Source organism: Iodobacter sp., from assembly GCF_025352645.1.
GTDB lineage: Bacteria > Pseudomonadota > Gammaproteobacteria > Burkholderiales > Chitinibacteraceae > Iodobacter.
Genome location: NZ_JANXSO010000064.1, coordinates 1 through 20,814 on the forward strand (window position 1 = coordinate 1; position 20,814 = coordinate 20,814).

Below are 20,814 nucleotides of genomic sequence, written 5' to 3' on the forward strand. Positions count from 1 at the left end.
TACTTTGGGCCGATTCGACTAGGTTCGTTTGATGAGCGACAGGTAACAGGTGCAAAAAATGATTACTTAACTTTAACGCGAAAAGTGTCACCTATGTCTGTGGACTAAAGTGTTACCTATGTCCTTGACCTTTACACCCCACGAAGCAAGAAATCCCCTGCGCTGCGGACAATCGAGTCGGCGGCGGGCGGGTTTGGCTCGTGCCTCGCACCCTTGCCGAAACCCCGCCCCGCTTGTTCCTCGCTCCGGCGTGCTTCAAGGGGAGACTTCAGCCCCGTGCCACGAGTGGAGATTAAAATTCAATGAAGTAAGTTTTTAAATGACTAAAACCCAAAAAAATAGCAAAACTTAGCCCACGTTTTTCTCTGTGAAACGCCGTGTCCTCTGTGTTCTCTGTGGTTCAAGATTTGGGTTTTGGCTGCATAACATCAGTTAATAAGCATAAGGAGACTCAATGTTGAAGTTAAAAGATGCAGATCTACTCCGCCAGCAGGCGTTTATCAATGGTGTTTGGCAAGATGCTTTAGATGAAAGTCGCTTTGCTGTGCATAACCCAGCGACGGGCGCGGTGATTGCCTATGTGCCTAATATGGGCCGCCTAGAAACGCAGGCGGGGATCGCTGCGGCCCATGTGGCTTGGGCTGGCTGGCGTAAAAAAACGGCCAAGGAGCGCAGTGGCTTGCTACGGCGTTGGTTTGAGTTGATGGTTGAAAACACCGATGACTTAGCCGCAATCATGACCGCCGAGCAGGGCAAGCCTTTGGCGGAATCACGGGGCGAGATTGGCTATGCGGCGTCTTTTATTGAATGGTTTGCAGAAGAAGGCAAGCGCGTCTGTGGCGATACCCTACAAACGCCTGCTGCAGATAAACGCCTCTTGGTGATTAAAGAGCCGATTGGGGTATGTGCTGCCATTACTCCGTGGAATTTCCCTGCGGCCATGATCACCCGTAAAGCCGGCCCTGCCTTGGCTGCGGGCTGCACCATGCTGATTAAGCCAGCAGAAAGCACACCGCTTTCTGCCCTAGCGCTAGCGGTATTGGCGGAGCGCGCGGGGATTCCTGCGGGGGTGCTCAATGTACTTACTGGCAAGCCACGCGAAATTGGTGAGGAGATGACGAGTAACCCGCTGGTGCGTAAGCTCAGCTTTACCGGTTCTACACAGGTGGGGCGTATTTTGATGGCGCAAAGTGCCTCAACCATCAAAAAGCTGTCTTTAGAGCTGGGCGGAAATGCGCCTTTTATTGTGTTTGAAGATGCCGATCTGGATGCTGCCGTGCAGGGGGCGATGGCATCTAAATATCGGAATGCGGGGCAAACCTGCGTCTGTGCTAATCGCCTGTATGTGCATGATCGCGTTTACGATGCGTTTGCTGCCAAATTAGTGACTGCGGTCAGCCGCCTCAAAGTGGGTAATGGGCTAGAGCCAAACGTGGATCAAGGCCCCTTAATTAATGAAGCGGCGGTCGCAAAAATAGAAATGCATATCGCGGATGCACTGCAAAAAGGAGCAAGCCTACTATTAGGCGGTAAGCGCCATGCACTGGGGCATACTTTTTTTGAGCCAACGGTGCTCGCTGGAGTAGATAGCAGCATGTTGGTGGCCAAAGAAGAAACTTTTGGCCCATTAGCGCCTTTATTTCGTTTTCATAGCGATGCTGAAGTGATCGCAATGGCCAATGATAGCGAGTTTGGCTTGGCCAGCTATTTTTATAGCCGCGATATTGGCCGCGTTTGGCGTGTGGCCGAAGCCTTGGAGTACGGCATGGTGGGGATTAACACAGGCCTTATTTCCAATGAAGTTGCTCCATTTGGAGGTGTTAAGCAATCGGGCTTAGGCCGCGAAGGCTCTCATTACGGCATGGATGATTATTTAGTCATGAAATACCTGTGCATGGGCGGGCTAGACCAGTAAGTTTTAAACCACCCGTTGGTTCGAGGCTTTGTAAGGGCACTGTGGATCGTTAAACGCTAAGAGATCAATTTAGATCTATCTATTGCAAGTATTAAAACATCGTATGGCGGGTGCAAGCCGCGTTTTTTAGCATCGCTCGCGGGTTTCACCCGCCCTACGAATGGCATATTGCTTAAGTTGATGGGCTACGCTTAAAGTCTTTGAGGGCGAGTAAATGACTAATCAGTAACCGTCTTTAGCCAGTTGGTTTGCGGCCTTGCTAGGGAGCTGCTGAGCCTGCTTGCAAAAGGGTACTGAGCCAAAATAGGCGCGATGATAAGTTTTGAATGAGAATTGATTGTTTTTAATGGCTGCCGTAATATTTGCACCCTCTGAAAGCATTGGGTGGTTTTCTTGAAAAATACAGTCAGTTTGTGCCTGCTATTGCTCTTAAATGCGCTTGCATCTGCGGCGGGCAATAAAATAGAGCAGCTTCCTGTGTTGGCGGCAGATATCCGTCATGGCCAACTTGCCAATGGCATAAATTATTATATCAAGCCAAATGCTTTGCCTGCCGGTAAGGTTGAATTGCGGCTAATTGTAAATGCGGGCTCGATGAGCGAGGCCAAAGAAGAGCGTGGCGTGGCGCATTTGCTAGAGCATATGGCGTTTCGCCGTACCAAGCATTTTCCCCCGCAGCAATTGAAAGCTTTTTTAGAAAGCCAAGGCATGCGCATTGGCAGTGATTTTAATGCCTTCACCTCGAATGAAAGAACGATTTATCAGATCAGTGTGGCTAGCGATGCCGCGCCACAGGCCTTGCAATTATTAGCCGATTGGGCGGCTGGCATTGAGCTAGATGCGGCGGAATTAGAGCTAGAACGCGAGGTGGTGCTGGATGAAGGGCGTCAAAGCCAGTGGAGTACAGATTTTTATCAATCTTTGTTGAAAGCCATGTATCCCAAAGAGGACTATCACAAGCAGCTGGCGATGGGGGATGCAGATATCGTTAAAAATATCCCCTTGGCCAAGATCAAAGCCTTTTATCAGCGCGAGTATCAGGCTCAGCGGATGACGGTGTTGGTGGCTGGGGATGTGAAGCCACAGGCTGTTGAAGAAAACATTAAAGTGCTGTTCGCTGGCGTGGTGAAGGGCGATTTACCCAATGGCTATCCTCTTCCTACTGAAAGCGCTGGATTACGTTTTTTTAGCCACCGAGATGTGTGGAGTGTTTCGCATCCAGTTGTAGGCTGGGGCTGGATTTTACCTGCAGAGTTGAATGGGGATGTGGACATTGAATTAGCTCAGTTTAAGCGTAGCTTACTGGGGGATTTACTCTATCAACGTCTGCTGATTCAAACGGGCAATAGCCCAATCTTAGAGGCCAGTTGGATTAATGGTCATGGTGCAAGCTTACCCACACGGCAAACCGAATTTAGCTTTTCTGTGACGGTTAAAGACAAGCAAATGAAAGAGGCTTTGCAGGCCTTATACCGTGAATTTGAAAGAGCAAAACGCTTTGGCTTTACTCAGCAAGAGCTGGATAACACCTTTGCTAAATGGCAAAAATTGCGACCCACTCAGCTTAATCATCTTGACTGGGCCTCGCGTTTACAAATGCATGTGCAATACGGTGAATCAGCCAGAGATTTAGCAGGCTCGCTACAGCAGCAAAAAATATTATTTGCTGCCATCAAGCCAGAAGATCTGCAAGCCGAGCTAAAACGATTATTACTTTTGCCGGATCAGCTAGCAACCGTGCTTTTGCCTCCGGCAGTGACAAGCTTCTCCTTATTTATGGACAATACCGCTCAAAAGATTGTGGATGCGGTGCAGGCTGAGAGCTTGCAAAATATTGTGGCGCTAAAGGCCGACAAGCCTCTACTCAGCAAGCCGCCGCAGCCGGGTAAGATTATGGCAGAGCAAATCGATGCCGTAACAGGGGGCACGTTATTTACATTAAGTAATGGGATTGAAGTTCTTGCCATTCCCCCTAAAAATACGACGGATAGAATCGGTTTTTCTGCCCGATCTATAGGCGGGATGGCGGCCTTAGGCAAGAAACTCCACCCAGTCGGTTTATCGCTGACGGACTATTTTTTAGATGCGGGTTTGGGAGAGTGGAGCGGTGTTGAATTAAAACGGCAGCTTGCTGCCTCTTCATTGCAGCTACAGCCGTTTATTGGCCCTAATCAGCATGGCTTGAAGGGGGGAACCAGTGCGCAGGATCTGGAGCAATTCTTGCAATTGCAATACTTGATATGGACCGCGCCAAGGGATGATGCGGCGGTATACAAACAAAGTATGGCATTGGCTTTTCAGCAAGCTAAAGCTTCTGCAAGTTCGCTCTATATGGGGTTGAATGAAAAGCACTATGGTGAAAACTGGCCCTACCCTGATTTTTGGCATGAATATCAATTTGAAGCTGCATTTGCAGATTTTGCTGAAGCAAGAAATATCCTATTTGCTAATCCACGGGCTTTTCGCTTTGTATTTACCGGATTAAATAAGCAAGCACAAACTAGGCAATGGATTGAAAAATACTTAGCAAGTTTGCCCACTCAGGCTTTGAGCAGCTTTAAGCCAGAGGCTTTAGCGCATGGCCGAAGCAATGAATTACACCAAACCATGCAGGAGCAGCGAGCCGTTCGTGTCTGGCATGCTTATATTCCAGTGCCTGCGACGTCGGCCAGTGCCGATATGGCAGATTTTCTGAGCCAGCTATTACAACAGCGGCTTTGGCAAGCCTTGCGCGAAAATACTGGCGAAACGTATGGGGTTTACAGTAATTACGAGTTAAATGCTTGGCAAGGCTTATTGATAAAATTAAATTATCAAACCGATATTAAGCAATGCGATCAAGCTGCAAAAATAACCGTGGATGAAATAGCTCGTTTACGCAAAGAAGCACCTAGTGTGGATGAGATTAAAAATATTCGAAATATTTTAATTAAATCGCAAAAAGAAAGAGTGGATTCGCCAATACAGTATGCAGAGTTTATCTCTTGGAATTGGTTGGTTGATGCCTCTTTAGTGGGTAATGCCGCGGATTATTCGCAATACACGCCTGAGCTGGTGCATAAATATGCGCGGAGCTGGCTCTCAGAGGGCTATTGGGCGGTGGGCAATATCAATTGCCAAAATACAGCTGATTTAGCTGCTTTAAGAGGGGATTGATTCGCTACAAAACATAGAGCGGCTTGGGCAGTTTTTGGCCTAAGCCGCTCTAAGCAAGGTTTAGGTGGTCGTTATGACTCTACGCTTTTGTATTTCGGCCATAAATTCAGTTAATTCCTCAGGAACACTCTGCTCCAGCCGCTGGTAAACGCGGCAATCGGGGGTGCGGGTGATGAGCTGGTCATTCACCAATTCGCGGCGCAGCAGCACATGGTCGCCGATGGCTTCTGCAGATTTAATCCACTCATTGGCAGCCTTTTCTGTCATCTCTGTTGCTGCCGGAATATTGGCCCACACCGGCCATAGGCAGTGCCGTTGCTCGGAAAACTTCTTAGGCCAGTGAATTAAGCGCCCCTGCTCATCAAAATGCCTGAGTAGACGTCTTGTTAGCGCAGATTGCGTACTGGCAGGCAAGGGGGCAGGTGCTTCTGCGGCGGCGCGCAGATGCTGAAAATTACTAAAGCCCGCAGCACGCGCTAGCATATTTAAAATTTGTAAATGGCTGGGAGCGGCATCTTCTGTAGCCCATTGCTGCTTTAGTGAGCGGGCTAGGGCAGAGATATCAGAGGTATAAAAAGGGTAGGTGGTGCGCGACATGGTCGAATTCTCCTGTCGTGCCGAAGTCGTTGAGACTGCCGTTGGTCGCCGTTACGGCTTGGCACTAGGGTTCGGGCCAAGCAAAAGTTTCAAATATTTTTCGCCATAACAGGTTTAGCGTGCTTCAAGATGAAGCGGCGACGCCTAGGTGAACTGCAGACCTAGCCGCATCATAACTTAAAAGTAGTTTTGGATTCAAGGTGTTGTAAGTATTTAAGTATTACCCTTTCTGCATCAATAGCGATCGCCTTGCAGCTTCACTGACAGCCAAGACCGCTGGGTGGCTAAGCCTTCTTTCTACTGAGATGGCAAAATAGTTGACCTGTACGCTTGAAACATGGCCGATTAATTGGGCTCCGTGCTGGCTGAGGATTTCTTCTTCCATAATGGCGGGCGCAGCAAAAACCCCTGCTCCGGCTTTGCCAAAAGCCTTCATTAGCGCGCTATCGTCAAATTGCCCCACTATTTTTGGGCTAATTCCTTGCTCTTGAAACCAGCGTAAAAGCGGCGCTTGCATCGCTACTTTATCGCCAGGGAAAAGTATGGGCGCGTCTTTTAGTGATTGTGGAAAACCACTGCGATAGCGCGTGGCAAGTTCTGCCACCGCATAAAAAGCGATGCCACATTTACCTAAGGCATGGTTATAGCCCTTTACCCCCAGCTCTGAGGGGAGAGGCTGATCGGCAATCACCAAATCAAGCTTATGGATGGCCAGCTCGGCAAAAAGGCGCTCCAGTTTGTCTTCATAGCAAATTAAGCGCACCGGCTCTGCCAGCGTAATCGCCGGGGCTAAAAGCTGGTAAGCAATGGATTTGGGTACGGCATCAGCCACTCCAACTTTAAAGACTAATTCAGGGCTAGCTGCGCCACTTTTTAGTGATTGCTCTAGCTGATTGCCAATCTGAAATATTTCTTCGGCCTGCGTTTGCGCCAGTTTGCCTGCTGAAGTGAGCTCCAAGCGCCTGCCTACGCGGCGAAATAGATCCGTACCTAATGAGGTTTCTAACTCTGATATTTGGCCGCTAATGGTTTGCGGGGTGAGATGAAGCTGTTCGGCGGCACGCGTAATGCTGCCCACTTTGGCCACATTCCAAAAATAGTAAAGCTGTTTGTAATTCATCATGCTGCTTGGCTCTATGATCAGTTTTTTACGAACTATTAATCAATAATAATCTGATTTTCTTTGTGAAAGTGCAAGGTTAATATCAAGCCCATGGGTTTTAATTGAATAAGATTGTCGATTAATATTCAGTTGATTCACCTAGATTGATAGAAATAGTCTTTTGTTTTTATAAGTTAACAAGTGGATTTTTAGCTTTTAATCGTCAGGAAAACACGGATTGACCGCTCACAGACTCAATTTCTAAGCTATTTAAAGTGATAAGGCTAAATCCTGTAAGCTTACATTGAAGCGCTTGCCATTGGGGTGAGCGGCCCTAGGGCCAGCGGTAATGTAAGGAGTAGATCATGAAAAGGCTGAGCGTGTTTTTTTTAAGTAATGGGGTGCTAGTACTGTTGTTGTCGCACGGTATTTGCGCGTTACAGCCTTATTTTAATGTTTTAAGTTTTGATCTTTTTGTGTGGTTTTGCGCCTCCCTGTACTTGGGTGCTGCCTTTGTTGCATTTGCTATTTCAAAGCACAAAGCGCAGCAATTATTGGCCGCCAAACCGCTAAAAATCCCCAGTAATACAGCAGAGTCTTGGCTGCTTGCTACGGTGGCAAAGCAGGCTAAATTGGCAGGTATTCGTGGGCCAGCGGTGGCTATTTATGATTCGGTTGATATCAATGCGTTTGCATCAGGGCTATCAAAGCACCATGCTTTAATCGCTGTTTCTTCTGGTTTATTGTGGCGTTTACCAACTTATGAAGCAGAGGCGGTGCTGGCTCATGAAATTAGCCATATTGCTAATGCGGATATGACTAGGCTGATTATGATGCAAGGGCTAGCCAATGTTTTGGTGGTGGTGTTTGCCTATCTTCTTGCCAATCAATTTGTCATGCCCCATTTTCAAGAGTGGGTCACTGTGGCCGTGTTTATTGCCGTGATTGCGATGGGTTTGATGTTGGCGGCACTCGCTGTAATGTGGTTTTTACGGCGTATAGAATTTTTAGCCGATTTAAGCGGAGTAAGGTTAGCGGGGGGTGAGGCCATGATTGCCGCTCTAGAATTTTTAAATGGCGTACCTAGCCCAGAGCAGCCACAAGCCGCACTTGGAGTCGCAGGAAGTATTGAGCTTGGTGTAAAGCGCCTATTTATGTCGCATCCCTTGCTCAGTGAACGGATTTTGGCACTAAAGTTAAGACATTGATTTTTATAAAATAGGAGAGTGATATGGATGCAGCCGTTTCAATCGGTGAGCCGTGGATGTGGGCTAGTTTTATTGGCTTTGTATTGGTGATGCTGGCTCTTGATTTATTTGTATTCGGCGGCGGTAAAGTACACAAGGTGAGTATTAAAGAGGCGGCGAGTTGGTCCTTGGTATGGATTAGCTTAGCGCTGTTATTTAATGCCGGTATGTGGTGGTATTTAAATGGCACGGTAGGCGCGGAGATTGCTGATCGAAAAGCGCTGGAATTTTTTACTGGCTATGTGATTGAAAAATCGCTCTCGGTTGATAATGTATTTGTATTTTTATTGATTTTCTCGGCCTTTAATGTGCCTGCAGAATATCAACGCAGGGTCTTGGTTTACGGTGTAGTTGGTGCGATTGTGATGCGGGCAGTGATGATTTTGGCCGGTGCCTGGGTGGTCCGTGAATTTAACTGGATTCTGTATTTCTTTGGTTTCTTCTTACTGGCAACAGGGATAAAAATGTTATTTACGGCGGATTCAGAGCCGGACATGACGCAAAACCCTGTACTTAAATTAGCCAGAAAATACCTAAGGGTAAGTGATACTCATCATGGTGAGCAATTTACCGTGATGCAAAATGGCGTGCGCTATTTTACCCCGCTATTTTTAGTACTGATTTTGGTAGAAGTATCGGATGTTGTATTTGCTGTGGATTCTATTCCGGCTATTTTTGCGATTACAACTGATCCATTTATTGTTTTTACCTCTAATATCTTTGCCATTATGGGTTTAAGAGCGCTGTATTTCTTATTAGCGGATATGGCTGATCGCTTTCATTTACTTAAATACGGCTTGGCGCTGGTGTTGGCCTTTATTGGCACAAAAATGCTGATTATGCCTTGGTACCATATGCCGGTTATGGTTTCGCTATCGGTGGTGGGGGTATTGATTGGCGGCAGTGTGGCGGCTAGCTTATATCTAACGCGTAATCGCTGATTACGCTGCTTATAGCGAAGAAGCTAGCTGGCCTAGCTTTTTTTTTCAAGCGCGAAGGAACGGTCTAATTGGGTTTTCTGCCCAGCTTTTAATGGGGATAAGTGGATGATTGATGTTGTGGTGATGTTTTTCTTACTTGGACTTGCTGCAGGACTTATGCGCTCTGATTTTAAACTGCCAGCGGCTTTATATGAGTCACTGGCCGTTTTTTTATTACTCGCCATTGGTTTAAAAGGCGGGTTGGGACTGGCACAGCAACCCATCTTGCCGCTGCTGCCACAGCTTGCATTAGTGATTGGCCTTGGTGCGGTGCTCACTTTGATCGGTTTTACTGTGCTGAAAGGTTTTGGCAGATTAAATAGGGCCGATGCGGCCTCTATGGCTGCGCATTATGGCTCGGTCAGCGTTGCCACTTATGCCGTGGGTGTGAATTGGCTAAGTAGCCGCCAAATTGCATTTGAATCACAAATGGTCATTTTTTTGGCTGTGATGGAAATCCCCGCAATTTTGGTGGGGATTGTGCTGGTACGTGGTATGGGCAAAGACACGCAATGGGGCAAGCTGGCGCATGAAACTTTTCTAGGTAAAGGTGTGGTGTTGTTACTGGGTGGGATGGCCATTGGTTGGGCCGCGGGGCCAGAAGGGCTAGCACCCATTAAGCCGCTGTTTTTTGATTTATTTAAAGGGGTGCTGGCATTGTTTCTATTAGAAATGGGCCTGATTGTGAGCCGCCAGTTTGATGAAATTAAAAAACGCGGTGTCTTTATTCTAGCGTTTGGCGTCTTGATGCCCTTGTTTTCTGGTGCACTGGGTTTGTTCTGCGGCCTATTGCTGGGCCTCTCTGTGGGTGGGCTTACCTTACTGGCCACTTTGGCCGCCAGTGCTTCATACATTGCGGTGCCAGCCACGATGCGTTTAGCCGTGCCTGAGGCGAATCCGGTTATTTCGCTTGCCGCTGTTTTAGGCGTGACTTTCCCATTTAATGTTGTGTTTGGGATTCCTTTATATCATCGCTTAGCCACGCATTTTTACGGAGCATTTTGATGACCATCCATACAGAACTACGCACCCTGCTAACCGCAATTACGGAGGCTGCTGTGGAGCAGGTATTGCTGCGCGATCTTCAGCAATTAGGCATCAAGGCCTACACGATATCTGATGCGCGTGGCCGAGGCATGCATGGCTTAAGGGATGGCGCTTGGGGTAAATCGGCCAATATACGCGTTGAAATGATTTTGCCGCGTCCACAAGCTGAAAGTACGCTGCTGTTTTTGCAAGAACACTATTTTGCTAACTTTGCCATGGTGGCGTACCTGCAGGATGTGGAGGTGATTCGAGCCGAGAAATTTTAACAATGCGTGAGTTCACGAGTAATCCTGTGTACAGCGGCTGGTGCTTGGGGCTTTTCTGATGGGTTTAGCGCCTGTTGCTTGGTTGGTGTTTTTGCTGCCTACAGAAAGTGGGTTTGTTTATCGGGCCAGTTGTTTTATGTGGCATTAGTCGTGTGGCGGGAATGGCTGGATGATGAGCGTGCTTGACCCTCAGCAAGGGTTACAGGCTGTATACTTCGGCGCTTATAGGCACACGCCATTTATATTATCGTAGGAAGCCATGACTGAACCCTTGATCGAAACCCCAGACATTTTGCAAATCAATCATTATCTGCAGCTGCATCACGCCACGCTGGTGACGACTGATGGCTGCTATGCCGTATCGGTGCAGGGGGAGATTGAGCTGGGCGGGCGGAAGATTGCTTATCATCTGGTGCCCGATGAAGGTTTTTTAGGTAAGACCAGTAAGTGGCGCAAGATGGATACTGCGGCGCGTTTTGACATGCTTAAAGCGCGTTGGAATGATGAGGCCCGCGCCAAGCTTGAGGCGCAGTTATTACACTGCGCTGAGCAAGTGCTGGCGATTGCCAATGATTTTGAGTTAGACCCTACGAGCACTTTCACCGCGTTTCAAGCTAAGTATGAGCTGGCGCGGTTTCGCTGCCAGTTGGCCTTGGATCGGATTGCCGCACAAAAACTGGGCAAAACGGCCACACGGCAAGAGGATAAAACCCATAATGCGGTCAATTTATCGCTCTACCCCGAATCCTTTACCGTGGCGCAGGCCATGCCTCGGCACTTTATTGCTATTTTAGGCCCAACCAATTCGGGCAAAACCCACGCCGCCATGCAGCATTTACTTAAAGCTAAATCGGGTGTGTATCTGGCCCCTTTACGCTTGCTGGCTTTAGAAAACTATCGCCGTCTCTCTGAGGCGGGCGTGGCGGTGAGTTTAATTACTGGCGAGCAAAGAAAGCTGCACCCAGAAGCCACTCACGTAGCCAGCACGGTAGAAATGCTTAATCCCAATCGGACGATTGAGGTGGCGGTGATTGATGAGATTCAGCTTTTAGAAGATCAGGATCGTGGTGCGGCTTGGACGGCGGCAGTGTGTGGTGTACCGGCCAGTACCGTGTATTTGTTGGGCGCACTGGAGGCCCAGCCTGCCATTGAATCCCTAGTCAAACGCGTAGGCGGCACGCTGGAAGTGCGCAAATTAGAGCGCATGTCGCCGCTGGAAATGGAGAAAAAACCGCTAGGCTCGCTATCTAATTTGCAAGCTGGCGACGTGCTGATCGCTTTTTCCCGCCGCGAAGTGCTGAACTGGCGCGATCAGGCGATCGAGCAGGGCTTTAAGGTTTCTGCTATTTACGGCAATTTATCTCCTGAAGTGCGCCAAGCACAGGCCGAGCGATTTATTGATGGCACTACCAAAATTGTGGTTGGCACCGACGCAATCGGTATGGGCTTGAATACCCCAGCAAGGCGGATTATTTTTACCACCGCTAATAAATGGGATGGTTACGCCGAGGGCACTATTGCCGCATCGCTAGCCAAGCAAATTGCTGGGCGGGCAGGGCGCTTTGGCGAGCATGAAGCGGGCTTTGTGGCGGGCTTAGATGCTAAAACCCACCAAATGATTGCCGAGCTACTTAAGCAAAAAATAGAGCCTTTACCGGCAACCGGCTTTTTTGTATCCCCAAACCTTGATTATTTGCAGCAGATTTCTGGCGCAACCGGCGAAACCAAATTGCAGCCGCTGCTCGAGCTATTTGCCAAGCATATTAATGTGCACGATGAGTTTTTCTTACCGGCCAATTTAAGCGAGCAAATCGAAAAAGCCCGCTGGCTAGATACCCTGCTCTTGCCGCTTACCGATCGATTTGTGTTTAGCCTTTGCCCCATCTCCACCAAATTTGCCATGCTGGAATCGGCATTCAAAGACTGGACGCAAGCCAGAGCTAAGCGCAAAACCGTGCCACTGCTGCGCATGGATGGCATAGGCGGGCGCAATGAGCTGCAATATTTAGAAGACACCTGCAAGCTCTATTCTGCCTATGCTTGGCTGGGCTTTAGAATGCCGGATACCTTTCCTAGCGGTGAAATGGCCGAATCTTTGATGCAATCCACTTCAGAGAAAATTGACCAACTGCTACAAAAGCAAAACACCAGCCGCCGGCCAAGCCCCGTAGGCAAAAGCCGCCGTGGCGGCAAATGGTGATGTTAATGTAGGGGGTGAGCACGATTGTACCCACGTGGAAATAGCTAACATTGCCACGCGTGGGCACAAAACCGTGCCCACCCTAAGTTGCAGCAGCAATCAAACTATATGTGGATACCCTGTTAATTTTCATCTAGAACTAGGAGCAATTCCTATTCTTTTGCGAGGTTTTCATGCGTGCCATGTATCTGTGCGTGCTGGGCTGCGCCAGCCTGACGTATGCCGCAACACCCCCTAAGGCCACGCCACCCGTGGCGCAAGTTTGGATGGATTTGGCCACTTACTCAGGCTCGATGATGCCTGTCGGATTAGGCGGAATGGGCGGATTATTGGGCGGGATGTTTGGGGGAGGCAAGGGCGGTAATGTCTTTGGTAATACCCAGACAGGTCAGGTGGGGCGCTGGATGGATGTAACGCTAAGCACGCGCAAAAACCCGAATCTGCAAGATGGCATACAAAAAGTACCTGCCGCTAGTCAACTAGCACCTAGCTTAAGTTTGCTCAGCCCACAGGAAGGCAAGCCGGTTCCTGCCACTGAGGACGATGATGAAGCCGCCCCTGACCCCGAGTTTCAGCGGCCTAAGGGTAAAATTTTGCTGTATTGGGGCTGTGGTAGCGAGGTACGTAAAGGCCAGCCGCATGTGCTGGATATGGTAACGGCCAGCATGGCGGAATTTGCCAAAGTTTTTCAAAGCCGCCGAGCCACCACGCGCGGCGCGCATAGTACGCTGGGCCGCCCAATTTGGCCTAATAAAAGCGATAGCCGCATGATTAGCGACGGCGCCTCTTTGCAAGGCGAGCACGAGTTTAGCGGGGATGGCGTGCCCGATGGCTTTAAATTTAGCCTAGATGCTCAGCACGATTTAATGCCTGGCATTGATTTAAAGCAGCGCGATGAAGGCCAGGCGGTGGTGTTTAATTGGCAGGCCATGCCGCAAGCAAGAGCGTGGTTTATGGCCAGCATGAGCATGAAAAATCAGGATGAAATGGTGTTTTGGAGCTCAAGCGAATTGCCCGATACCGGCTTTGGCCTGCTGGATTACCAGCCCAATACCGCGATTGATCGCTGGCTAAAAGAAAAGGTTTTGCTCCCTGCCAGCAGCACAGAATGCAAAGCGCCCAAAGAAGCCGTTGGCCAAGGCATGCTGCGCATTATTGCCTATGGCGATGAGCTTAATCTAGCTTACCCGCCTCGCCCTAAAGACCCCAAAGTCGTATGGAACCCACAGTGGGCGGCAAAAATTCGGCTAAAATCTATGGCGACCAGCATGATGGGCATGCCCGCCATGCAGCATGCGCCAGATGGTGAAAAATCAGAAAAGCCTAAATCGCCTAATGCGGTGGATTTATTAAAGGGGATTTTTGGGATGTGAAGCATTAAAAAGTTTCTTCAATAGCTACGTAGGGGCGGGGCTTGCTGTGCTTTTACGTGTACCAACTAAATAAAACCTGATTAGCTGCTTTACTCAGCACGAGCAGCGTTATTCCCGCGCAGGTGGGAATCCAGCAGTGGGGCACTCAAAACCTCTGGATTCGCCAATTTTTTTGGTTTTCCCCTGAGTGATTTACTTTGCATGGCGTTAGCTTAACTTTATACCTATAGCTTGCAGCAAGCCGCTCCACTACGATGTTTCTGGGTGTCCTTTGGAGTGAATTTTTTTATGCTCTGCATAACATCCCTTTATAAAGTAAATTTTCTTTTGTCAGATTTCTATTGTTTAGCGTTTAAAATAGTAAGTAATTGTTAATTTGCTACTAGTTAGTGTTTTTTATTTATTATTTCATATTAATATTTTAAAATGAATTATTGGATAAAACAGAGTATTAAAATAACAATATATGCTTAAATTGCTTATTGTCTTGTTTGTGTGTGGCCTACCTTCGTTGATTATGGCGAGTCAGGATGCTTCACCTTTGGTTTTAAACGCAAATAGCAGCGGGGGTGCAATCAATGGGCAGCTAGAATATTTTATTGATCCCTCTGAAAAAATGAGCTTTGATGAGGTCCGTTCCAAGGCGGATTTTACGGCTTGCCAAGGGCGTACTGTTTTAGCTCAGATCCACCATCCAGTTTGGTTTCGTTTAAAACTTGAGCGAACGCCAAACACGCCTAAACGCTGGTGGATTGATTATTCCTTATTTACCCCCCCTGAATTATGGTTCTATGCTCCCGATGAAAAAGGCAATTACACGGTTAAAAAATCAACTAAGCTGAGCCTGCTCACCACCCGCAGCGAGACTAACCCTCAGTACTTACTTCCCTTTGATTTTAATCATGAATTGTCTACTACTCTTTATTGGCGGGCAACAAGCTATAGCGCTTATATATTTCCATTAAAAGTTTGGCAATTAGAAGATTGGACCGATAAGGCATTAAAAAAATATCTATTCTATGGTGCCTTAATGGGGGTCATGCTTGGCTTGGCTATTTATAATTTATTAATATATTTTAGGCTGAAAGACCGTATTTTTTTGATTTATTTTTTTACTATTATAAGTTATATGTTTTTTACTTTGAATGTTAGCTCTTTAGGGTGGAGGACGATAGGGTTGGCCGAGCTGCACCAATATTTTGGCATTACCTCTATTGTGGTTGCAATTACGGGGATGTTTTCAATACTATTTGCAATTTCTTTATTGGGTGATTATAAGCAAAAAAAATGGTTTGATTTTATTATGTATGCAGCAGTGCTTGTTTACCTGTTTGCGCTTGGTTTAGTGGCTTTGGGGCGATTTACTGAGGCAGAAAAATTCACCCAATGGGCAGGTGCATTATGGCTTCCGCCAGTATTGTTAATGTCTATTTATTTAAGCTTTAAAGGCTCACTCTGGGCAAGATATTATTTGCTAGGCGAGGGGCCAACTGTTGTTGGTAATGGTTTATTAGTGATGGTGACTCAAGGCGTAATTGAGGCTAATTCATTTAATACCAAATTTTATTTTATTGCCGGTGCTTGGAGTGCTATTTTGTTTTCTCAAGCCTTGGCTGAAAAAGTAAATAGCCTAAAAAGAGAAAAAGCTGCCGCATTACGTGTAGCTGTTGCAGAAAAAACTGCACGTTTATTAGAGGCCGAAGAGTATAAAAACTCTTTGGAAGAAAAAGTAAGCCTCAGAACCAAAGAATTATCAGTAGAAGTATTAATGCATAAAATCACTTCACAGCAATTACGTGTTAGCCAAACTAAGCTAGAGGAAATGGCATATAGCGATGCATTAACAGGCCTGCCAAATAGAAGAATGTTTCAAGATCGATTAGTGCAAGCATTCACTTGGGCACAAAGGCAGCAGTGTGAATTTGCCTTGGCCTTGGTTGATCTAGATCACTTTAAGCGAATCAACGATAGTATGGGGCATGGTGCAGGCGATCAGCTTTTGCATTTGGTGGCACAGCGTTTAAATTATGCGCTACGCCATTGCGATACGGTGGCGCGTTTGGGTGGTGATGAATTCGCTTTGATTTTTACGGCACCGATTAGCCGAGAAGGCGCAATCACTATTTGCCAGCGTATTTTGGCCAGTTTTGATGAGTTGGTGGTGATTGACGGCCAATTAGTGCAAGTAGGAATGAGTATTGGTTTGGCGTGGTATCCGGCCGATGGGGACGATATGGATGCCTTGATTGGCTCGGCCGATGTGGCGTTGTATCAGGCTAAAGCGGCTGGGCGGCATACATTGCGTTATGCTGGCTACCTTACCGATGAGCCAAAATTAAATTCTTAACTGGAGTGGTATGCGTTCTACGTTTTCTATTGTGATGGTATGGCTGGTGGCGGCGGCGGGGATTTACTGGGGTTTTAATGTTTTTTTAGCGCATCAATATAATCCAAATACGCACATAGCATTGAGTGCTGGCCAAGGGCAGACCTTAGTTTTAAAGCGTTCTAAAGACGGGCATTTTCGCCTAAATGGCAGTATTAATGGCCAACCTGTAGTGATGCTGATCGATACAGGCGCCACCACTATAGCGCTGAGTGCGGCTTTGGCGCCGCGTTTGAATTTAGAGCGCGGCGAGCCGATGCTGAGCCAAACAGCCAATGGCGAAGTGGAAGGCTATGCATCTCGCTTATCCCAACTGCAGTTTGGCCCATTTGAGTTTGAAAACGCCAGCGTTGGCGTCGTACCTAATATGGGCGATGAAGTCTTATTAGGCATGAATATTCTTAAGCGCTTTGATATTACGCTGAAAGATGAGCAGATGATTTTGCGGGTAAGCGAGTAAAACGGCTAGCCCTTAGCCGCTAGCGCTTTAGCAATTTTATTTCTTGGCACGGTGGTGCGGGGGACTTTTCCGCTAAACCATACCCGCACATCGTCATCTAGACCAATGCCGTGCATATAGTTGTACAGCGCTTTATTCAGCGCTACGCCTAGAGTGTCATGATCTACACCCGTCGGGTCAATAAAGCCCACGTCGTTTTTGGCGAAGGTGACCTCCGGCAGTGGCAGCAGCTCAATGCCGTATTCTTCGGGGTGTTGGCCGACAGGCGAGTGCACAGTGCAGGCAAAGCGGTGGAAAAAGCCGGATTGAATACAGCCCTCAGCAAACAGCTGACGCACGTATTCCAGCGCATCCACGGTATCTTGCACGGTTTGGGTCGGGAAGCCATACATCAGGTAAGCGTGGACTAAGATGCCGGCATCGGTAAAGGCCCGCGTCACTCTGGCTACTTGATCGATGGATACACCTTTTTTCATTAAGGTAAGCAATCGATCCGAGGCGACTTCTAGCCCGCCAGAAATCGCAATACAGCCGCTATCTGCCAGAGACTGACACAGCTCGGGGCTGAAGGATTTTTCAAAGCGGATATTACCCCACCAAGAAATCGCCAGATTGCGCTTTTGTAATTCTGCTGCCAGTGTTTTTAGTGCTTTAGGCGGGGCGGCTTCGTCAACAAAGTGAAAGCCGGTTTGGCCGGTTTCGGCGATGATTTCTTCGATACGATCAACCAAGGTGGCGGCGGATGCGCCGTCGTAGCGCGAGATGTAATCAAGGCTAACATCGCAAAAGCTGCATTTTTTCCAGTAGCAGCCGTGCGCCACCGTTAGCTTATTCCAGCGCCCGTCTGACCACAGCCGGTGCATGGGGTTGAGCATATCTAATAAAGATAAATAGCGATCAATTGGCAAGCCATCCCACGTGGGGGTGCCGACTTCGGCAAAGGCGATGTCTGGCTCTACAAAGTTAATATATTTCACCACCCCTTCGTTTCTAACAAAGGTGCGCACCAAGCGTTGCTGGCTGCGCTTGGCATAAAGATGATCGAGTAGCGCCAGTAGCGGGCGCTCGCCATCGTCCAGCGTGACAAAGTCAAAATAATCAAATACGCGCGGGTCGGACATCTCGCGCAGCTCGGTATTCACAAAGCCGCCGCCTAGCGCCAGCACGATATCAGGGTGATGCTGTTTAATTGCCTGAGCAATCCTAAAGGCCGCATACACCGCGCCGGGGAAGGGCACCGAAACCAGTACGATGGTAGGAGCGTGTTTTTTAACCGATGCCAGCGTTAATTCCAGCAGCGTGGCATCGACTAGATTGAGTGGCTCGCCCAGCGCCTTAGCCAGCGGATCAAAGGTGGGTTGGCTGGATGCTAGGGATTCGGCATAACGCACAAATTCAAAACGTGGATCAACCGCATCGCGTAATACATCCGAAATATCATTCAGATACAGCGTAGCCAAATGCCGCGCCCGATCTTGCATGCCCAGCGCACCAAAAGCCCAAGCCAGCGGATCGCCGCCTTCGTCGTCCACATACACATCTAGGGATTCAAAGCGGGAACCCTCAGGCAAAAATTGGCGTGAGCAAATGCGGTGGCCCACCGTGGAGTCTCTGCCCTGCAAAAAGGCAATGGCGGGGCTGATGGTGGCAAGGTAAAGATCAAACTGCTCATAAAAAGCTTGCACCTGAAAGCTGCGCTGACGCGCTGGCATGGCTTCGATACAGCTTTTAACCTCGAGCAAACCTTGCTTAGAAAATAGCCTGAGCACCAGCGCCAGCGCCAAATCCTCCTGCACGGCATCCACATCACGCGAGCGCAAAAAACCCGTGATATAGGCGGTAGAAGGGTAGGGTGTGTTGAGCTGCGTCATCGGAGGGATAACAGACAGCACGCGGGGCGTAGACATAGCAAAATCCAGAAAAATACGCGGCAGGGCAGAGCCTGCCGCTAAACGCGCATTGTAACTCAGAGCTGCTTTGTTGGCTTGTGGGGGGGCGCACCAAAATCAACGTGCCAAAGGCACTGAAAAATGACTGCTGCGTAACATCCCTTAAAATTACTCAAGCCCTATGGCGCCATACGATTTGCTTACGCCCTATCGCACATTGGGTGCAGCAAACAGCGCCTCACTCCCCCGTCATCGAATATTCGTCTAGACGTCATGCCAGTGTAATGTAACTTTCTTAGAATCCTTCACGTTCCCCTGCTACTTTACCGTTCGTGAAAGGATTGAATAATGACCCGTATTGCCGTATTGCTTTCTGCGCTGCTTGCCGGACACGCTTTTGCAGACACTTCCCTGACTGTTTATACCGCATTAGAAGCGGATCAGCTCAAGCCTTATCAAGCGCAATTTGAAGAACAAAACCCTGGCATTAAGCTGAAATGGGTGCGCGATTCAACCGGGATTATCACGGCTAAATTGCTGGCAGAAAAAAGCGCACCTGTTGCTGATGCGGTGTTGGGTGTGGCGGCATCTAGCCTGCTGGTATTAGAAAAAGAAGGCATGTTGCATGGATATGCGGCAAAAGGCGTAGAAAAATTATCAAAGCAATATGTTGATGATGCCAGCCCTCCTGCTTGGGTAGGAATGGACGTATGGGGCGCAACGCTTTGCTTTAATACGGCAGAAGCCGCCAAACTGGGCCTAAAAAAACCTGAAAGCTGGAAAGATTTATTAAAGCCTGAGTACAAAGGCAAGATCGTTATGCCTAATCCAGCCTCAAGCGGTACGGGGTATTTTGATGTAACGGCATGGCTGAAGATGTTCGGCGAGAAAGACGGCTGGGCCTATATGGATAAGCTGCACGAAAACATGGCGCAGTACACCCATTCAGGCTCTAAGCCTTGCAAACAAGCTGCAGCTGGTGAATTCCCGATCGGCATTTCTTTTGAATACCGTGCAGCCAAGCTAAAAGACGGTGGCGCGCCGCTGGATCTGATTTTCCCTAAGGAAGGCTTGGGTTGGGATGTTGAAGCTACCGCGATTATGAAAGGCACTAAAAACCTAGATGCGGCGAAGAAACTGGCGGATTGGTCTGCTTCCAAAAGCGCTAATGAGCTGTACGAGAAAAACTTTGCCGTGGTTGCCTATCCAGGAGTTGCCAAACCTAATGCGCATATCCCTGCTAACTACGAGCAGCTGTTGATTAAGCAAGACCTGCGCTGGTCGGCAGTGAATCGCGACAAAATTCTAGCAGAATGGACGCGCCGTTACGATGCTAAATCGGAAGCAAAAAAATAAGATGTAATCCCTCTGTAGGGGCACGGCACGCCGTGCCCCTAGCAGCCTGTCGGGCTTAGGACTGTCCTACTGCAAAAACGTCGGATTCGGCCATATTTCGCGCATTTTTTCGTTACGGACGCCTAAGTCTGACAGGCCCTTATACGTTTTTTTGCAATCGCATTAGGCAAGATCAATGAATAGAAATACAGATATAAACCCCGTGCAAAGCGCTGATTATTTAACGATTGAAGGTTTGGTTAAATATTTTGGCGCGTTTACCGCGTTAAAGCAGATCTCGCTTTCGGTAAAAAAAGGGGAGTTGCTGTGCTTGCTTGGCCCTTCTGGCTGCGGCAAAACCACGTTGCTGCGCCTGATTGCAGGCCTTGAAGCGGCCGATGCGGGGGAAATGTGGGTAGAGGGTAAAGACATTACCCGCCTGCCTGCGGCCAAGCGTGATTACGGCATTGTGTTTCAGTCTTATGCTTTATTTCCTAATTTAAACGTGGCTGAGAATATCGCTTATGGGCTGAATGGCCGGAGCAGCGATAAGGCGGCACGCGTCAGCAGCTTGTTAGAGTTGATTGGCCTTTCAGGCATAGAAAAAAAATATCCGGCGCAATTATCGGGTGGCCAGCAGCAGCGGGTGGCTTTGGCGCGTGCACTGGCTACTTCGCCAGGGTTGTTATTGCTGGATGAGCCGCTGTCTGCGCTGGATGCGCGGGTGCGTGAGCATTTGCGTAAAGAAATTCGCAGCCTGCAACAACGTCTCGGCATTACCACCATTATGGTGACGCACGATCAAGATGAAGCGCTCACCATGGCCGATAGAATCGTGGTGATGAACCACGGCGTGATCGA

General features: G+C 48.4%; 15 protein-coding genes. 12 read left to right on the forward strand and 3 right to left on the reverse strand.

Features of this window, described 5'->3' with window-relative positions:
* Positions 1-454: 454 nt before the first annotated feature.
* Both Q0R17_RS07875 and Q0R17_RS07880 read left to right on the forward strand, forming a co-directional pair.
* Positions 455-1,915, forward strand: a complete 1,461-nt coding sequence (locus Q0R17_RS07875) for an NAD-dependent succinate-semialdehyde dehydrogenase (RefSeq protein WP_293933713.1) — start codon at positions 455-457, stop codon at positions 1,913-1,915.
* A gap of 393 nt (positions 1,916-2,308) precedes the next feature.
* Positions 2,309-5,071, forward strand: coding sequence for a pitrilysin family protein (locus Q0R17_RS07880; RefSeq protein WP_293933715.1), 2,763 nt, complete (start codon positions 2,309-2,311; stop codon positions 5,069-5,071).
* 60 nt (positions 5,072-5,131) lie between these two features.
* Here the strand turns inward: Q0R17_RS07880 and Q0R17_RS07885 are convergent, their stop codons facing one another.
* Positions 5,132-5,668, reverse strand: a complete 537-nt coding sequence (locus Q0R17_RS07885) for a DUF2087 domain-containing protein (RefSeq protein WP_293933717.1) — start codon at positions 5,666-5,668, stop codon at positions 5,132-5,134.
* Between the two features lie 220 nt (positions 5,669-5,888).
* Positions 5,889-6,791 carry a transcriptional activator NhaR gene (gene nhaR / locus Q0R17_RS07890; RefSeq protein WP_293933720.1) on the reverse strand — a complete coding sequence of 301 codons (903 nt, stop codon included), beginning with the start codon at positions 6,789-6,791 and terminating at the stop codon, positions 5,889-5,891.
* A 344-nt stretch (positions 6,792-7,135) separates the two neighbouring features.
* Here nhaR and Q0R17_RS07895 point away from each other — a divergent pair, with 344 nt between their 5' ends.
* The 8 genes from Q0R17_RS07895 to Q0R17_RS07930 all read left to right on the forward strand — a co-directional run bounded on the left by Q0R17_RS07895 (position 7,136) and on the right by Q0R17_RS07930 (position 16,729).
* Positions 7,136-7,978, forward strand: coding sequence for a M48 family metalloprotease (locus tag Q0R17_RS07895; protein ID WP_293933722.1), 843 nt, complete (start codon positions 7,136-7,138; stop codon positions 7,976-7,978).
* A 23-nt stretch (positions 7,979-8,001) separates the two neighbouring features.
* The gene (locus tag Q0R17_RS07900; RefSeq protein WP_293933723.1) at positions 8,002-8,958 is read left to right on the forward strand and encodes a TerC family protein; all 957 of its coding nucleotides are present in this window, start codon (positions 8,002-8,004) and stop codon (positions 8,956-8,958) included.
* A 105-nt stretch (positions 8,959-9,063) separates the two neighbouring features.
* Positions 9,064-10,002, forward strand: coding sequence for a sodium-dependent bicarbonate transport family permease (locus Q0R17_RS07905; protein ID WP_293933726.1), 939 nt, complete (start codon positions 9,064-9,066; stop codon positions 10,000-10,002).
* The gene (locus Q0R17_RS07910) at positions 10,002-10,310 is read left to right on the forward strand and encodes a P-II family nitrogen regulator (RefSeq protein ID WP_130107158.1); all 309 of its coding nucleotides are present in this window, start codon (positions 10,002-10,004) and stop codon (positions 10,308-10,310) included. Before Q0R17_RS07905 ends, Q0R17_RS07910 begins: the two co-directional genes overlap by 1 nt.
* 259 nt (positions 10,311-10,569) lie before the next feature.
* Complete coding sequence (locus Q0R17_RS07915) at positions 10,570-12,510, forward strand: helicase-related protein (protein WP_293933731.1); 1,941 nt, start codon at positions 10,570-10,572, stop codon at positions 12,508-12,510.
* A 173-nt stretch (positions 12,511-12,683) separates the two neighbouring features.
* Positions 12,684-13,883 carry a hypothetical protein gene (locus Q0R17_RS07920; protein ID WP_293933735.1) on the forward strand — a complete coding sequence of 400 codons (1,200 nt, stop codon included), beginning with the start codon at positions 12,684-12,686 and terminating at the stop codon, positions 13,881-13,883.
* 466 nt (positions 13,884-14,349) lie between these two features.
* Positions 14,350-16,230, forward strand: a complete 1,881-nt coding sequence (locus tag Q0R17_RS07925) for a diguanylate cyclase (RefSeq protein WP_293933739.1) — start codon at positions 14,350-14,352, stop codon at positions 16,228-16,230.
* Positions 16,231-16,240: 10 nt separating this feature from the next.
* Positions 16,241-16,729 carry a TIGR02281 family clan AA aspartic protease gene (locus Q0R17_RS07930; RefSeq protein WP_293933742.1) on the forward strand — a complete coding sequence of 163 codons (489 nt, stop codon included), beginning with the start codon at positions 16,241-16,243 and terminating at the stop codon, positions 16,727-16,729.
* Positions 16,730-16,734: 5 nt separating this feature from the next.
* Here Q0R17_RS07930 and Q0R17_RS07935 read toward each other — a convergent pair whose 3' ends face one another.
* Entirely contained in the window at positions 16,735-18,636 is a 1,902-nt protein-coding gene (locus Q0R17_RS07935) for a radical SAM protein (protein WP_293933744.1), read from the reverse strand.
* A gap of 330 nt (positions 18,637-18,966) precedes the next feature.
* Between Q0R17_RS07935 and Q0R17_RS07940 the strand changes: the two genes are divergently transcribed.
* Entirely contained in the window at positions 18,967-19,974 is a 1,008-nt protein-coding gene (locus tag Q0R17_RS07940) for a putative 2-aminoethylphosphonate ABC transporter substrate-binding protein (RefSeq protein ID WP_293933746.1), read from the forward strand.
* A gap of 175 nt (positions 19,975-20,149) precedes the next feature.
* On the forward strand, positions 20,150-20,814 hold a 665-nt coding region (locus Q0R17_RS07945; RefSeq protein ID WP_293933749.1), incomplete at its 3' end, for an ATP-binding cassette domain-containing protein.

Coding starts and splice junctions, on each gene's coding strand:
- Q0R17_RS07905 (WP_293933726.1), top strand. CDS start 9,064: ATGATTGATGTTGTGGTGATGTTTTTCTTACTTGGACTTGCTGCAGGA.
- Q0R17_RS07895 (WP_293933722.1), top strand. CDS start 7,136: ATGAAAAGGCTGAGCGTGTTTTTTTTAAGTAATGGGGTGCTAGTACTG.
- Q0R17_RS07875 (WP_293933713.1), top strand. CDS start 455: ATGTTGAAGTTAAAAGATGCAGATCTACTCCGCCAGCAGGCGTTTATC.
- Q0R17_RS07935 (WP_293933744.1), bottom strand. CDS start 18,636: ATGTCTACGCCCCGCGTGCTGTCTGTTATCCCTCCGATGACGCAGCTC.
- Q0R17_RS07915 (WP_293933731.1), top strand. CDS start 10,570: ATGACTGAACCCTTGATCGAAACCCCAGACATTTTGCAAATCAATCAT.
- Q0R17_RS07925 (WP_293933739.1), top strand. CDS start 14,350: ATGCTTAAATTGCTTATTGTCTTGTTTGTGTGTGGCCTACCTTCGTTG.
- Q0R17_RS07930 (WP_293933742.1), top strand. CDS start 16,241: ATGCGTTCTACGTTTTCTATTGTGATGGTATGGCTGGTGGCGGCGGCG.
- Q0R17_RS07910 (WP_130107158.1), top strand. CDS start 10,002: ATGACCATCCATACAGAACTACGCACCCTGCTAACCGCAATTACGGAG.
- Q0R17_RS07885 (WP_293933717.1), bottom strand. CDS start 5,668: ATGTCGCGCACCACCTACCCTTTTTATACCTCTGATATCTCTGCCCTA.
- Q0R17_RS07920 (WP_293933735.1), top strand. CDS start 12,684: ATGCGTGCCATGTATCTGTGCGTGCTGGGCTGCGCCAGCCTGACGTAT.
- Q0R17_RS07940 (WP_293933746.1), top strand. CDS start 18,967: ATGACCCGTATTGCCGTATTGCTTTCTGCGCTGCTTGCCGGACACGCT.
- nhaR (WP_293933720.1), bottom strand. CDS start 6,791: ATGATGAATTACAAACAGCTTTACTATTTTTGGAATGTGGCCAAAGTG.
- Q0R17_RS07900 (WP_293933723.1), top strand. CDS start 8,002: ATGGATGCAGCCGTTTCAATCGGTGAGCCGTGGATGTGGGCTAGTTTT.